The organism is Sporomusa intestinalis, from assembly GCF_055383785.1.
This window is the reverse complement of the sequence record NZ_AP042390.1, coordinates 4,601,659-4,616,575: the sequence shown is the minus strand read 5'-3', so window position 1 is coordinate 4,616,575 and position 14,917 is coordinate 4,601,659. Positions and strand designations below refer to the sequence as shown.

The following is a 14,917-nucleotide window of genomic DNA, read 5'->3' as shown; positions in this document are numbered from 1 at the left end:
ATGCCCGATTGTTCGATTTTTTCGAATAAAAGCGCATAAACATAAAAGCTGGCTGAAAAAAACCGCAGCGCAAATAATGCGGGATTATTATAGAAAAATGATGAAAACTGATAAAAAATAGCGATAAATGTCAAATAAGGCTAGAGAAATGTGTTTTCACTTGGCTGCCTATATGTTATAATTCGAAACATATTAAGTAAAATAAACCGAACATTCGGCAGTGGAGGGTAAAAATTGTTCACATTGCTTAACATAGCGCAGCCAGCTACGCAGCAGGAGGCCTACCGGCTGCTGACTGCCAAAAAGAGTAATGTTATTCTTGGCGGCTGCGCCTGGCTCCGGCTGGGGTCGCAGACCATTCACACCGGGGTGGATTTATCTAACCTTGGCTTGGATTTTATTAAAGAATATGATACTTATTTTGCGATTGGGGCCATGACCAGCTTGCGCCAGGTTGAGACCAGCGCGGCTCTGAACGGGTGGTTTAGCGGCATCCTGGCCAAGTCGGTGCAGAGCATTATCGGCGTGCAGTTCCGCAATGTCGCCACCGTCGGCGCCTCGGTGTTTTCCCGTTATGGCTTTTCCGATTTTCTCACCGCCCTGCTGGCGCTGGATACGGAGCTTGAACTCCATCAGGGCGGGCGCCTGGCGCTGGCTGAATTTATTGATATGCCCAGAAGCAAGGATCTTTTAGTTAAAATCATTATTCATAAAACAAACCGTAGGGCAGCCTATCTGGCCCTGCGGAACTCGCAGAGTGATTTTCCGGTGCTGACTGTTGCTGCTTCCCGGCTTGACAGCGACTGGAAAATTGCCGTTGGCGCCAGGCCAACCCGGGCCAAACTGGCAGCGCAGGCGGCGTCACTGCTGGCCGGCGCCGGCAGTGACGGGCCGCCGCCCGACTGCCTGCTGCAGGCGGCCGGACTGGCAGCCGCCGAATTGCCCTTTGGGGCGAATATGCGGGCTTCGGCCGAATACCGGCGGCAGATGTGCCGGACCTTAGTCCAACGGGCGCTAACGGAGGTAACTGCATGCAAATAGAGCTATATCTTAATCATCAGCGGGTCTTATTAACTGTTCAGCCGGATGAGTTTCTTGTTGATACCCTGCGCAAACAAGGCTTGTTCAGTGTAAGGCGGGGCTGTGACACCGCCTGCTGCGGCTTGTGTACGGTCTGGCTTGACGGCCGGCCGACCCTGGCTTGTTCGCTGTTGTCGTTCCGGGCCCGGGGCAGGCATATTACCACAATCGAAGGCCTCCGGTACGAGGCCGAGGGCTTTGCCCGCTTTATGGCGGCCGAAGGCGCCGATCAGTGCGGCTATTGCAGCCCGGGTTTTATTCTGACTGTGCTGGCGATGAAGCGGGAACTGGCCAACCCCGGCGAAGCGGACATGATTCACTATTTGACAGGCAACCTTTGCCGCTGCACCGGTTATCAGGGACAGCTCCGGGCCGTTAAAAAATACCTGGGGGTGGCGGAACAATGAATTGGGTAGGCAAAGCAGTTGCCAAAACAGATGCCCTGGCCATTAGTACCGGCAAGCCGGTATATACCGAGGATTTAGTGCCGGCCGGCGCGCTGGTGGTAAAGATTCTCAGAAGCCCCCATGCCTATGCCAGGATCAAAGCAATCGACCTGACTAAGGCCCGGGCCGTGCCCGGGGTAGAGTGTATTCTGACTTACAGGGATGTGCCTACAGTCCGGTTTACGCTGGCGGGACAGTCTTATCCGGAGCCATCGCCCTATGATCGCCTGATTCTGGAGCAGGTTGTGCGTTATGTGGGGGATGAGGTGGCTATCGTGGCGGCGGTCGATGAAAAAACAGCCACTGCGGCCCTGAAGAAAATCAAAGTCCAGTATGAGGTGTTGGAACCGGTGCTTGATTTTGAACAGGCGATCGGCCATACCTCGGTTGTTCACCCCGAAGACGACCTGCACTGCAATTTTGCTATCGGCATGGACAAAGCCCGCAATATCTGCTCCAGCCACCGGGTTGAGGCCGGGGATGTGGAGCAGGAACTCAAAAACTGCGACATTGTCATTGAAGAAACCTATTATACCCAGGCTCAGGCCCATGCGATGATGGAGACTTTCCGCGCCTTTACCTATCTTGACCACCAGGGCCGGCTGGTTATTGTCAGTTCGACGCAGGTGCCGTTCCACATCAGGCGTCATGTGGCCCGGGCCCTGGAATTGCCGGCAAGCAGGGTCCGGGTGATCAAACCCCGGATCGGCGGCGGCTTTGGCGGCAAGCAGACCGGTTCCGGCGAGGTGTTTGCCGGCCTGGTGACACTGAAAACCGGCCGCCCGGCCCTGTTTGCCTATAGCCGGACCGAGACCTTCAGCTGCACCACCAGCCGCCATGCCATGCGGCTGAAGCTGCGGCTGGGGGCCGACAAAGACGGCTTGATCCGCGCCCTGGATATTGAGAACCTGTCAGACACAGGGGCCTATGGCGAACATGCCTCAACGACCTTTATGGTGTGCGGCGACAAAACGCTGCCCTTATACAATAAAACCAGGGCCGTCCGGTATCAGGGGTATGCTGTGTATACCAACAAGATGCCGGCCGGGGCGCTCAGAGGCTACGGCGCTACCCAGGGGACATTCGCGCTGGAGTCGGCGGTGAACAAGCTGGCCGAGCGGCTCAATATGGACCCGGCTGAACTCAGATTGAAAAACATAATCAGAGAAGGGGAAACCTGCCTGGTGTATCAGGGCAAGACTTTGGGCAGTTCGGCCCTGGACCGCTGTATTCAAACAGGCAAAGCCCTCATCGGCTGGGACGAAAAGTATCCCCGCCGCATTCTGCCGGACGGCAAAATACGGGCTATCGGCATGGCTGTCACGATGCAGGGGTCGGGGATTGCCGGCATTGATACGGCCTCCATCGAAATCCGGCTGAATGACGACGGCAGCTATACCCTGCTTACCGGTTCCACCGATATGGGAACAGGCAGTGATACGGTACTGGCGCAGATTGCCGCCGAAGTGCTGGCAACCTCGCTGGACAATATTCTTGTTCACGCCGCCGATACCGATGTTTCTCCCTATGATCCCGGCTCCTATGCCTCAAGCACCGCCTATGTGACCGGTATGGCCACCCTGCAGGCCGCCGGGGAATTAAAGCAAAAGATTATTGACCAGGGGAGCAAGCTGCTGGCGGTTGCGCCGGGGCAGCTGCATTTTGACGGCGAAACCCTGACTGCCCTTGACGGCAGCAGGTCGATAAGCCTGGAGAAGCTGGCCGAACTTATGGTGCTGGGGGCCGGCAAACAGCAGTTAACCGGCTTTGCGACCTACGGCTCGCCGGTCTCGCCCCCGCCTTTCATTGCCGGCTTTGCCGAGGTCGAGGTCGATCCCGGGACCGGTGTTACCGAACTGCTTGATTATGTGGCGGTTGTCGACTGCGGCACCGTGCTTAACGCCAACCTGGCCCGTATTCAGGTCGAGGGCGGCATTGCCCAGGGCATTGGCATGGCCTTGTACGAGGATGTCAGATATGATGACCGCGGCCAGATGCAGACAAATACGTTTATGCAGTACAAAATTCCCTGCCGTAAAGATGTCGGCAGGATTACCGTCGCTTTTGAGGCCAGCTATGAGCCTACAGGCCCGTTTGGGGCCAAGTCGATTGGCGAGGTGGTTATCAATACGCCGCCACCGGCAATTGCCCATGCTGTCTATAATGCGGTGGGGGCTGCTGTTACCCGCTTGCCGATCACACCGGAAAAGGTGTTTATGGGTATAAAAGATAATAATGCTTTTTGCGGCGCAAGCGGCGCCGCTGACTGTCTGGTCCAGAATAAGGGGGAGAATTGTGCAAAACAACCAGTTAAAACATCCAGTTGATGAAATGCTGCCATTTGGCCAGCTGTTTACCTACGGGCTGCAGCATGTCCTGGCCATGTATGCCGGGGCCGTGGCTGTGCCGCTGATTATCGCCAACGCCTTGGGCTTAAGCAAAGAACAGCTTATCTATCTGATTAATGCCGACTTGTTTACCTGCGGGATCGCCACCCTGATCCAGACTCTGGGTTTCTGGAATATGGGCATCCGGATACCGATTATCCAGGGGGTAACCTTTGCCGCCGTAACGCCGATGATCATTATTGGCAAGACCCACGGTCTGACGGGCATTTATGGCTCCATCATTGTCGCCGGCTTTGTCACTTATCTGCTGAGTCCCTATTTCAGCCGGCTTATCCGTTTCTTCCCGCCTGTCGTTACCGGTACGATCATTACGATTATCGGGGTGACGCTGATGCCGGTGGCTGTCCGCTGGGCCGCCGGCGGCAACCCTGCCGCCCCTGATTTTGCTGCCTTTCCCTATATCTGCCTGGCGCTGCTCACCTTGGTGCTGGTGTTGTTCTTCTACCGCTATTTTAAAGGTTTTTTGAGCAATATTGCCGTCCTTTTGGGCTTAATCTGCGGCACCGGCATTGCCGCCAGCTTTGGCCTGGTGAATTTTTCGCAGGTTGCCAGTGCCGGCTGGCTTGGCATTACGACCCCCTTTGCCTTTGGCCTGCCGACATTTGATCTGGCCTCCATCCTGGCCATGGTCCTGGTCATGCTGGTGGTTATGACGGAAACCACCGGTGACTGCATTGCCGTCGGCGAGATTATTGACAAGCCTGTCACCCAGCAGGATTTAACCCGCTGCCTGCGGGCCGATGGTTTCTCGACCATGCTGGGCGGGATTTTAAACAGCTTTCCCTATACGGCTTTTGCCCAAAACGTGGGCCTGGTCGGCCTGACCAAGGTCAAGAGCCGCTTTGTGGTGGCTGCTGCCGGGGTTATTTTGGTCCTGCTGGGTTTATTCCCCAAACTGGCGGCCGTTATTGCCGCTATACCCAGCCCGGTACTGGGCGGCGCCGGCATTGCCATGTTTGGCATGGTTGCGGCCAGCGGCATCAAGACCCTGGCCAGGGTGCAGTTTGACGGCACCCATAATATTATGGTTGTGGCTGTTAGTTTAGGAATTGGCATGATTACCCTGGCCGTGCCGAACTTTTATCACAATTTTCCCAGCTGGGCCCAGATAATCCTGCATAGCGGCATTACTGCCGGCAGTGTGACGGCCATTGTCCTGAATGCGGTTTTAAACGGCACCGATAAGCCGGCCGAGGCGGCCATCGGCAAGCAGGAATATATTGGCTAATTAGCGAAAGAATAATGGCGACAGCCTCTAATCCGGCTGGCGCCTTTACTTTACTTAATTTGCAGGCCTTAAAATTGGCGACATAGATCCGCGCTGCCGCCAGGAACATTGCTATACGATTTCAGATAAAGCCCGGGCGATTGGCGGCGGGGTCTTGGAAGCATTATTGCATTTGGGGGTGGAGCGATGAACAACGTGGTGTTTAACCGTCTCCGGCAGCTGGCCGGAGACGCGGGCAGCGCGGATATTATTACCCTGATTAGCGCGCCGGCGCCGCAGGCCGCCGGTATTGGGCAAATGCTGCTCATTACCGGCGGCCGCTATGCACAGGTGCTGCTTGATGAAGGGTTTACCAGGCTGATTATGGACAAGGTCGCCCGGAGCGAATGGAAACGGCCGCTGCTTGTTGCTATTGACTATAACGGCGGCCAATACCGGGTTTTCTGGGATAAGCTGTCCCGGCGGAAGTCGGCCCTGGTACTGGGGGCCGGCCATATTAGCCAGCCGCTGACACAGATGCTGGCCATGGTTGGCTATGCCGTGACTGTTGTGGATGACCGGCCGGATTTTGCCAATGCCGCGCGGTTTCCCCAGGCCGAGCAGGTCGTCTGCCGGAACTTTGACCAGGCGCTGGCTGAACTGAGCCTGTCAGGGTATGGGGCAATTGTTATTGTAACCAGGGGACACCGCTCGGACATGGAGTGCCTGCGGGCGGTTATTGATCAGCCGGCCGCCTATGTCGGCATGATTGGCAGCCAGGGGCGGGTGCAGGTTGTTATCAACACCATGACCGGGGAAGGCTATGATCCGGCTGCATTAGCCCGGCTGCGGGCGCCGATCGGCCTTGATATCGGGGCGGAAACGCCGGCCGAGATTGCCCTGGGAATAGTGGCGGAGATTGTGGCCAGTAACAGCGATGCCAGCTGCCGGCCAATGTCCGAGAAGCGGAGGTGCAGGACCAATGGATGACAGGATGGTTCAGGCTGTTTGTGATGCGCAGCAGGCGGGGGCGCAGGCCGCTCTTGTCAGTATTATTGCCACCCGGGGCTCAACCCCCCGTAAAGCCGGCGCGCAAATGCTGGTGTATCGCGATGGCCGGGTGCTCGGCACCATCGGCGGCGGCTGTGCCGAGGCCGAAGTCCGGCTGCAGGCGCTAACCGCCCTGGATGATAACCGCTGTTTTACCTATAAGGTAGTTATGACAGGCGAAACAGCAGCGAAAGAGGGGATGGCCTGCGGGGGAATGATGGAAGTATTCGTCCAGGTGGTATAAGATGCTGTGGGATGCCCTGGGGCTTACCCCGCCGGCAGTGGTGGCCGGTGTCGGTGCCGGCGGCAAGACTTCGCTGCTGCAGTCGCTGGCCGCCGGCGCCGGCCGCCGGGGCTGGCCGGTGGTAATTACAGCAACGACTAAAATGTTCTATAGCCAGGTGGCCGGCTGCGAGCTGGTAGTGACCGGCGACATAACCAGGGGCGCGGTGCAGGTGGCGGCGGCCCTGCAGCAAGGCCAGCCGGTAGGCTGGTTTGCCCGGCGGGAGGGAGAGAAAGTCATTGGTGTGGCGCCTGCCGGCATTGACCTTTTGGCCGCCAGTGCCCCCGGGGTCAATATTATGGTTGAGGCAGATGGCGCCCGCCAGGCACTGCTTAAGGCCCCGTCCGCCCGGGAGCCGGTTGTCCCGGCCTGTACCACCGTCACGGCCGGGGTGGTAAACCTGGGGGCTGTGGGCCGGCCGCTGGCGGCGGCCACCACCCACAGACCGGAACTGGTGGCGGCAATTATTAACAAGCAGGCCGGCGAGGTGATACACTGGCGCGATATTGTCCGGCTGGTCATACATCGCCAGGGGATTTTCCAGTATGCCCGGGGAACCAGGGTTTTAGTGCTCAGCGGCGCCCGGGACCCTGACTGCAGGCAGGCCGGCCGACTGATTGCCGGCGATACGACGCTGGCGGGAGCTGGCCTGGCCCGGGTGGTACTGACTGAAGGCTATGGCTGCAGCATGCAGCCCTGTGAGGTGTATTTGCTATAGATTCCGGAATTGGTGCCGTTATTCTGGCAGCAGGCACTGCCAGCCGCATGGGACGGCAGAAGCTGCTGCTGCCCCTGGGTGATAAACCGCTGGCCGCCCATGTGCTAAGTACAGTGCGCAGCCTGCCCTGGGCGGACTGCGTGGCCGTAATCGGGGAGCCGGCGGCAGAACTGGCCGGGCTGTGTTCCCGGTATTCGGTCCGGGCCGTGTATAATGCCGGCCGGCTGAGTGGTCAGGCTTCCTCGATTGTTCTGGCGCTGCAGACGCTGGCGCAGCCCTTACGCGGCATTATGTTTTTCCCGGGGGATCAGCCGCTGGTTAGTACGGCGCTGATTCAGGCTGTCCGGACCTGCTTTGTCCGGCGGGGCAGCGATAAGGCGATTATTGTGCCCTGCCATCAGGGGCAGCGTCACAGCCCGGTTTTGTTCGGCAGTTACTGGCGGGCCGCGCTGGCCGGATTAACCGGTGACACCGGCGGCCGCAAAATTATGCAGGCAAATCCGGCCTGGGTCACGCAGCTGGACTGGCCGGAGCCGGCGCCGTTTTATGACGCCGACACCTGGGCAGAGTATCAGCGGCTGACGAAGCTGTATCAATCAGCTTATGAACAGCGTGACAATGTCTAAAGCGCGGGAGGTCTTGCCTTGTGGGACATATAGTTAACGGCGAACGCGAATACCGTTTGCTGCAGCAGCGGCTTGACCAGAACCTTACCGGGGCGCCGTACTCGCCGGTTCTGATCCGGATTCTGCAATTGCTGTTTTCGCCGGCCGAAGCAGCCATTGCCAGAAAGATTCCGCTCCGGCCGGTTGCTGTTGCCGCCTTGGCCCGCAAAACCGGTTGGCCGGTGGAGGCTTTGCAGCAAAAAATACAGATCATGGCCGAGAAAGGCTTAGTCTTTGATTTTGAATACCGGGGCCAGGCTCATGTCGTATTGGCGCCGGTTGTCATTGGTTTTTTTGAATTTGTCTATATGCGGGCCCGCGATGATTTACCGATGCGGGAGCTGGCGCAGTTATTTGAAGAGTACATGTACCGCGACGACCGCTTTGCCCGCGATGTATTCCAGCAGAATACCCAGCTGGGCCGCGCTCTGGTGCAGGAAGAAGCCCTGCCGGCCGGCGATTATTCAGAGGTGCTTGACTGGGAAAAAGCCACCCATGTCATTCAGTCGGCCAGGACAATCGGTTTATCACTCTGTGCCTGCCGCCATAAAGCCAGTCATCTGGACAAAGCCTGTGGGGCGCCGCTGAAGACCTGCCTTACCTTTGACCGGGGGGCGGAACTGCTGATCAAACGGGGGATGGCCGAACCGGCCGACGCCGGTGCCGCCATGGCGGTGCTGGAACAGTGCAAACAGGCCGGACTGGCGCAAATTGCCGACAATGTCCAGCGCTCGGTCGGGTTTATGTGCAACTGCTGCGGCTGCTGCTGCGGTATGATTCAGGCCATCAAGACCTTTGACCTGCGGGGCGCTGTCGTTACCTCCAACTGGGCCGCCGCGATTGACCCCGCGGCCTGCAGCGGCTGCGGCCTGTGCGTCCGGGCCTGCCCGGTAGAGGCCATCGGGCTTGCCGCCGGGGCTGACGGCCGCTCCCGGGCGGTGGGCGAAACCAGCCTGTGCCTGGGCTGCGGGGTTTGCTCCCGGGCCTGTAAGCAGGGGGCGATCCGGATGAAAGGGCGCGGGCAGCAGGTCGTGGTTCCGGAGACAACCTTTGACCGCATGGTAGCCATGGCAATTGAACGGGGCAAGCTGAGCAGCTTTCTGTTTGACGACCCGTCCCGCCTGAGCCACCGGGCGCTGGGACGCATAGCCGCTGTGATCGAGAGATCGGCCCCGGTCAAGGCGTTGCTGGCGGTTAAGCCGCTGCGGTCCGCTTTTCTGAGCGCTGTCGCCGCCGGGGCCAAAAAATACACAGACCGCTAATGCACCCTGGTGACTCAAGGGGACGGTTCTCTTGAGTCACTTTTCCCCAATGAAATGACGCAGGCGAACCGTCCCCTGAGTCGGATTAGAGGCGATGCAGCTTGTATTTTGATCAGGCCGAGGGCAATGTGTTCCGCCCGCCAAGTGAGGCCTACAGTTTTATTCTGCGGGTGACAATCGGCTGTTCCCACAATGCCTGTACGTATTGCAATATGTACAGGTCGGTCAAGTTCCGCACCCGGCCGCTGGAAGAGATCCTGGCGCAAATTGAGGCGGCCAAACCGTATGCGCTGCAAATCCGCCGCATTTTTCTGGCGGACGGCAATGCGCTGGTGCTGGCGACCGACAAACTGCTGCAGATATTGGCTGTCCTGCAGCAGACTTTTCCCCGTCTGCAGCGGGTGTCCTGTTACGCCGGCCCGAAGGATATGCTGAATAAGTCGCCGGCCGAGCTGACCGCCTTGCGTGAGGCCGGGCTGAAGCTGGTCTATTATGGGCTGGAGTCCGGCGATGAGGGTGTGCTTACCGACGTTAACAAAGGGGTCACAGCGGCAGAGGCTGTCGCGGCCGGGCAGCGTATTGTCGAGTCCGGCATTAAGCTGTCGGTTATGGTGATTGCCGGTCTTGGCGGTAAGGCGGGCTCGGAACGGCATGCCTATAACACCGCCCAGGCGGTCAACGCCATCCGCCCCCATATGCTAAGCGCGCTGACGCTGATGCTGTATCGCGGCAGCCAGTTGCTGGAGCAATTTGAATGTGGCCGGTTTGAGCCCTTGCCGCCGGCGGCAATCATGGGTGAACTCTATCAGCTGATCAGTGCCATTGAACTGCCGGCGGCAAGTCACTGCCTGTTCAGGAGCAATCACAGTTCCAACCATATTGCTTTAGCCGCTACCCTGCCGAAGGATAAGGACAGGCTGCTGGCTGACATTAAGGCGGCCCAGCGCCTGCTGGCCAACGTGACCGACTGGGATCCCTATAACAATGTGGAGTAAAAATGGATATCATTAAATTTAAGGGGTGGTTCTAAGAACTACCCCTTAAATTTAATGATTATATAAAAAGTTTAGAATATAACTACTTTTTCCTAATCGCTGGACAAGCTTTGCCAATGTGTTGCATAATGAATACAAAGATGAAAAATGTCGATTAAACTCGAACGATGAAGTAATTTGTCTACGAAGTTAATGGTTGCCGATTGCAGGCCGGGCGGAGCAAGGGGATACACGGTTTTGTATGAGGTGAAGGCCGACCGCCTGGCATTCATGCCAGGCGGTTTTATGTACTAATTATTAGAATATTCAAGAGGGGGATTTCACATGAAAGCATGGGAAGGATTCAAAGGCCAGGTTTGGCAGGAGAGCATCAATGTTCGTGATTTTATCCAGCAGAATTATGCTCCGTATAGCGGTGACAGTCAGTTTTTAGCAGGTCCCACAACGCGGACAACCAGGCTGTGGGAGCAGTGCTGTGAACTGATAAAGCAGGAAATTAAGAATAACGGTGTTCTTGCTGTCGACCCTGCCAAGGTGTCAACCCTTACCTCTCATGATGCCGGTTATATAGATAAAGAGCTGGAAACGATAGTTGGGCTCCAGACCGATGCCCCGCTGAAGCGCGGTGTGATTGTCAACGGCGGCATCCGTATGGCTGAACAGGCCTGCGAGGCCTATGGCTACCAGCTGGATGAACACATTAGCGACATCTACCATAATCATGCGACCACCCATAATACCGGTGTCTTCATGGCCTATACGGAAGAGATGAAGCTGGCCCGCAGTACTGCGATTATTACCGGCTTGCCTGATGCCTATGGCCGCGGCCGGATAATCGGCGACTATCGCCGGGTCGCCCTGTATGGGATTAATCGTTTGCTGGCAGCGAAAAAACAAGACCTGCAGGCTCTGGCGCAACGGCCGATGACAGAGGATGTCATTCGCCTGCGGGAAGAGGTTGCCCGCCAGATTGGGGCCCTTAAAGATATGATTGCCATGGCCAAAGCCTACGGTTTTGATTTGTCCCGGCCGGCGGAAACGGCGGCCGAGGCCGTGCAATGGCTGTATTTCGGCTACCTGGCGGCGATTAAGGAGCAAAATGGCGCCGCCATGTCTCTGGGCCGGGTTTCGACCTTCCTTGATATTTATCTGGAACGGGATCTGGCGCAAGGCAGGATTACCGAGGCCGTTGCCCAGGAACTCATTGACCAGCTTGTTATCAAGCTCAGACTGGCGCGGCAGCTCCGGACACCGGATTATAATGAATTGTTTGCCGGTGACCCGTTGTGGGTAACGGAGGCCATCGGCGGTGTTGGGCTTGACGGCCGGCCGCTTGTGACCAAAACCTCTTTCCGGGTGCTCCATACCCTTTACAACCTTGGCCCGGCGCCTGAGCCCAATCTGACTGTGCTCTGGTCCACCGGACTGCCGGAAAACTTTAAGAAATTCAGTGCCCAGGTATCCATTGATACCAGCGCTATCCAATATGAAAATGACGATGTGATGCGTCCGTCTTACGGTGATGACTATGCGATCGCCTGCTGCGTATCCGCCATGCGGGTGGGGGAACAGATGCAGTTTTTCGGCGCCAGGGCTAACCTGGCCAAAGCACTCCTCTTAGCCATCAACGGCGGCCGGGACGAGGTCAGCGGCCAGCAGGTGGCGCCGGTGCTGCCTGTTCTTGACGGCGAATATCTGGATTATGCTGCCGTCCGCCACAACTACTCGCTGGTCATGGACTGGCTGGCCGGACTGTATGTCAATACGATGAATCTGATTCACTATATGCATGATAAATATGCCTATGAGCGGGCGCAAATGGCCCTCCACAATACCGAGGTCGGCCGCCTGATGGCTTTTGGCATTGCCGGTTTGTCGGTTGTCGCCGATTCGCTCAGCGCCATTAAATATGCCAAGGTCCGGCCGGTTCGCGACGAACGGGGTATTGCCACCGATTTTGCAATCGTGGGGGAAGCGCCCTGTTATGGCAATGACGACGAGCGGGTTGACCTGCTGGCACAGGAGATTACAGCCGAGTTTTCCGCCAACCTGAAAAAGCATCCGGCCTACCGTAATGCCGAGCAGACTTTATCCGTGCTGACAATTACCTCCAATGTTATGTACGGCAAAAAAACCGGCTCAACCCCTGACGGCCGCAAAGCCGGCCAGGCCTTTGCCCCGGGCGCCAATCCGATGCATGGCCGTGATCAGCGCGGGGCGCTGGCTGCCGTTAACTCCGTTACTAGACTAAGCTATGAGGATTGCCGCGACGGTATCTCTTACACCTTCTCCATCGTGCCCGGCGCACTGGGTAAATGCAGCGCGGCCCGGGTCAATAACCTGACTGCGGTCCTTGACGGTTACTCGGAAAACAATGGCCACCATATCAATGTCAACGTACTGGACCGCTCGGTGCTGGAGGACGCTATGGAGCAGCCTGAGAAATACCCCCAGCTGACCATTCGCGTCTCCGGCTATGCCGTTAACTTTATCAAACTGACGCCGGCCCAGCAGCGGGAGGTTATCAGCCGAACCTTCTACGAAGCCGTGTAAGCGAAACAGGCTTACTTAAGCTTTCACTCCGCGTCTGCCGCTGCCAGGCGGCAGGCTCAGGCCATGTCGGTAAACGGAGGGCATTATGTCACAGCAATTGGGCTACTATCATTCGATAGAAACATTCGGCACCGTGGACGGCCGGGGCATTCGCTATGTGTTATTTCTGGCCGGCTGCTCTTTGGGCTGCAAATTCTGCCATAACCCCGATACCTGGGTGCAAGGGGAAAAAACCATACCTGTCGAAGCCGTGCTGGCCGATATCAGGAAATATCGCCGGTACTACGAAGCCTCAGGCGGCGGTATCACTCTATCCGGCGGCGAGCCGCTGCTGCAGCCGGATTTTGTGGCCGAAGTCTTTCAGCAATGCCGCGGGCAGAAGGTGCATACGACCCTGGACACGGCCGGCAACTGCCCGGAAGCAAGCCTGGCGCGCGTGCTGCCGTTTACGGATGCTGTATTATTCAGCCTTAAAGCGGTTGACCCCGGCAAGCACCGCTGGCTGACAGGGGCCGGCAATACCCGGATCCTGGCCAATCTCAACCAGGTATCGTCAGTATTGCCTGTTGTCCTGCGCTATGTCGTGATTCCCGGCATTACCAACACCAGGGAGGATATTACCGCTCTGGCTGACTTGATTGGGTCCCTGCCGGGCGAAGCGGCGGTAGAACTGCTGCCCTATCATACCTTTGGCCGGGAAAAATGGGCCCAGCTGGGCCGAGCTTATCTGCTGGAGGGGGTCCCGGCGGCCACACCCCAGGATATGATTAAGGTGCAGACTCTGCTGCAGGAACGGGAGATCGACGTTTTATACGAAAATAAGGCAGGATAAATAAGGAGCCAGCGCCGCCTGAGCGGCTGCTGGCTTCTATTCATTACCGGTCAAGACAAGGGGACGGTGGTTCTGTCTTGCAAATATCTGGCAGAAATGGTATGCTGGTCATGAGGTGGTCACGTGGCAAGAGCAGCCCGGGTAAAAAGCGCAAGCGGCATCTACCATATTGTAATTAGAGGGATTAATAAACAGTTTATAGTAGCCGATGAAGAGGATAATCAAAAATTCCTGGCCGTATTAAAAGAATGCAAACATATCAGCGGCTATAAAATATACGCCTATTGCCTCATGGGCAATCATATTCATTTATTGTTAAAAACGGAAACAGAAGGCTTAGAGCAAATCTTTAAAAGAATAGGGGCCAGATATGTATATTATTATAATTGGAAATATAAAAGAAGCGGCCATTTGTTTCAGGACCGGTTTAGGAGTGAACCGGTAGATAATGACAGTTATTTATTAACGGTGCTTAGGTACATCCATAACAAGCCGGTTGCTGCCGGTCTGGCCACGGCACCGGCTCAATATCCCTGGAGCAGTTATCAGGAATACCTGGGAGCGCCTGACCTGGTCGACGGGGAAGTTGTTGCCGGGCTGATGAACCGGAAGGAATTTATCCGGTTCCATCAGCAGCCGGCGGCGGCAGCCGTTCTTGATATAAGTGAAGAGCCTTTGCGGCTGACAGATGAGGAAGCAAAAGTTATCCTCCGCGAGGTTAGCGGCGTTGAGGATACGGGCGCTTTCATAGGCTTAGATGCGGCACAACGGAGTGTATTTCTCAAGGAACTGCGCCAGCGGGGGTTATCCATCAGGCAAATATCCCGTCTGACGGGGGTAAGTAAGGCGCTTGTTGAAAAAAAATAGCCACCGTTGTATGGCGCTTGAGGGGGATTAGCTTGGACGTGAGAGCAAATGTGTTAACAGCCCTGTTTATTGCCTTAAGCTTTGCCGGGGCGAATATTAAAGTGCTGGGGAGCATTGCTTTTGACTCAATGCCCGGATTTCTGGGAACCCTATTGTTGGGTGGGGCACGGGGCGCCCTGATTGCGGCGGCTGGCCATTTCCTGACAGCCTTGCTGGCGGGTTTTCCGCTGTCGCTGCTTGTTCATATTATCACAATGGGTATTATGGCGGCAACTATGGCCGTTTTTGGCCGTGTTTATCAACGCTTTGCCGCCGGCAGCCGCTTTTCCGGGCGCGGGGCGCTCCTGGCAGCAATCGCAGCAGTTTCGATCAATGGACCGGCAGGCTTGCTCATCCTGTCGCCGTTACTTATGCCGGTGATAGGGCAGGCCGGTATCCTGGCGCTGCTGCCGCTGCTCACCGGCGTGGCGGCGCTTAATGTGTTACTGGCAGTTATTATTTACCGGATGTTGGGCAATGTTACGATAAAAGAGGCGAATGATAAATAATAT

14 protein-coding genes are annotated in these 14,917 nt (G+C 56.8%); all 14 read left to right on the top strand.

Annotation, left to right across the window (positions count from 1 at the left end):
- Positions 1-234: 234 nt before the first annotated feature.
- On the top strand, positions 235-1,041 hold the full coding sequence (locus ACZ481_RS21505; protein WP_464767377.1) for an FAD binding domain-containing protein: 807 nt from the start codon (positions 235-237) through the stop codon (positions 1,039-1,041).
- On the top strand, positions 1,032-1,487 hold the full coding sequence (locus ACZ481_RS21500; RefSeq protein ID WP_464767376.1) for a (2Fe-2S)-binding protein: 456 nt from the start codon (positions 1,032-1,034) through the stop codon (positions 1,485-1,487). The genes ACZ481_RS21505 and ACZ481_RS21500 overlap by 10 nt, the downstream gene beginning before the upstream one ends.
- Entirely contained in the window at positions 1,484-3,853 is a 2,370-nt protein-coding gene (locus ACZ481_RS21495; protein WP_464767375.1) for a xanthine dehydrogenase family protein molybdopterin-binding subunit, read from the top strand. Before ACZ481_RS21500 ends, ACZ481_RS21495 begins: the two co-directional genes overlap by 4 nt.
- 4 nt (positions 3,854-3,857) lie before the next feature.
- Positions 3,858-5,162 (top strand): nucleobase:cation symporter-2 family protein, encoded by a 1,305-nt coding sequence (locus tag ACZ481_RS21490; protein ID WP_464770677.1) that lies wholly within the window; start codon positions 3,858-3,860, stop codon positions 5,160-5,162.
- 186 nt (positions 5,163-5,348) lie between these two features.
- Positions 5,349-6,131 (top strand): XdhC family protein, encoded by a 783-nt coding sequence (locus tag ACZ481_RS21485; RefSeq protein WP_464767374.1) that lies wholly within the window; start codon positions 5,349-5,351, stop codon positions 6,129-6,131.
- The gene (locus ACZ481_RS21480) at positions 6,124-6,435 is read left to right on the top strand and encodes an XdhC family protein (RefSeq protein ID WP_464767373.1); all 312 of its coding nucleotides are present in this window, start codon (positions 6,124-6,126) and stop codon (positions 6,433-6,435) included. The genes ACZ481_RS21485 and ACZ481_RS21480 overlap by 8 nt, the downstream gene beginning before the upstream one ends.
- 1 nt (position 6,436) lies before the next feature.
- Positions 6,437-7,192, top strand: a complete 756-nt coding sequence (gene yqeC, locus ACZ481_RS21475; RefSeq protein ID WP_464767372.1) for a selenium cofactor biosynthesis protein YqeC — start codon at positions 6,437-6,439, stop codon at positions 7,190-7,192.
- Positions 7,189-7,818, top strand: a complete 630-nt coding sequence (locus ACZ481_RS21470) for a nucleotidyltransferase family protein (RefSeq protein ID WP_464770676.1) — start codon at positions 7,189-7,191, stop codon at positions 7,816-7,818. The genes yqeC and ACZ481_RS21470 overlap by 4 nt, the downstream gene beginning before the upstream one ends.
- A gap of 20 nt (positions 7,819-7,838) precedes the next feature.
- Positions 7,839-9,119, top strand: coding sequence for a 4Fe-4S dicluster domain-containing protein (locus ACZ481_RS21465; RefSeq protein ID WP_464767371.1), 1,281 nt, complete (start codon positions 7,839-7,841; stop codon positions 9,117-9,119).
- 101 nt (positions 9,120-9,220) lie between these two features.
- Positions 9,221-10,114 (top strand): radical SAM protein, encoded by an 894-nt coding sequence (locus ACZ481_RS21460; protein WP_464767370.1) that lies wholly within the window; start codon positions 9,221-9,223, stop codon positions 10,112-10,114.
- Between the two features lie 324 nt (positions 10,115-10,438).
- Complete coding sequence (gene pflB, locus ACZ481_RS21455; RefSeq protein ID WP_464767369.1) at positions 10,439-12,667, top strand: formate C-acetyltransferase; 2,229 nt, start codon at positions 10,439-10,441, stop codon at positions 12,665-12,667.
- An 85-nt stretch (positions 12,668-12,752) separates the two neighbouring features.
- On the top strand, positions 12,753-13,499 hold the full coding sequence (gene pflA, locus ACZ481_RS21450; protein ID WP_464767368.1) for a pyruvate formate-lyase-activating protein: 747 nt from the start codon (positions 12,753-12,755) through the stop codon (positions 13,497-13,499).
- 123 nt (positions 13,500-13,622) lie between these two features.
- A complete protein-coding gene (locus ACZ481_RS21445; RefSeq protein WP_464767367.1) occupies positions 13,623-14,366 on the top strand; it encodes a transposase in 744 nt (247 codons plus the stop codon).
- 38 nt (positions 14,367-14,404) lie between these two features.
- A complete protein-coding gene (locus ACZ481_RS21440) occupies positions 14,405-14,914 on the top strand; it encodes an ECF transporter S component (RefSeq protein WP_464770675.1) in 510 nt (169 codons plus the stop codon).
- Positions 14,915-14,917: the final 3 nt, after the last annotated feature.

Excerpts from the sequence above, each read along its gene's own strand:
- ACZ481_RS21500 (WP_464767376.1), top strand. The coding sequence starts at position 1,032 with ATGCAAATAGAGCTATATCTTAATCATCAGCGGGTCTTATTAACTGTT.
- ACZ481_RS21495 (WP_464767375.1), top strand. The coding sequence starts at position 1,484 with ATGAATTGGGTAGGCAAAGCAGTTGCCAAAACAGATGCCCTGGCCATT.
- ACZ481_RS21490 (WP_464770677.1), top strand. The coding sequence starts at position 3,858 with ATGCTGCCATTTGGCCAGCTGTTTACCTACGGGCTGCAGCATGTCCTG.
- ACZ481_RS21485 (WP_464767374.1), top strand. The coding sequence starts at position 5,349 with ATGAACAACGTGGTGTTTAACCGTCTCCGGCAGCTGGCCGGAGACGCG.
- ACZ481_RS21480 (WP_464767373.1), top strand. The coding sequence starts at position 6,124 with ATGGATGACAGGATGGTTCAGGCTGTTTGTGATGCGCAGCAGGCGGGG.
- yqeC (WP_464767372.1), top strand. The coding sequence starts at position 6,437 with ATGCTGTGGGATGCCCTGGGGCTTACCCCGCCGGCAGTGGTGGCCGGT.
- pflB (WP_464767369.1), top strand. The coding sequence starts at position 10,439 with ATGAAAGCATGGGAAGGATTCAAAGGCCAGGTTTGGCAGGAGAGCATC.
- pflA (WP_464767368.1), top strand. The coding sequence starts at position 12,753 with ATGTCACAGCAATTGGGCTACTATCATTCGATAGAAACATTCGGCACC.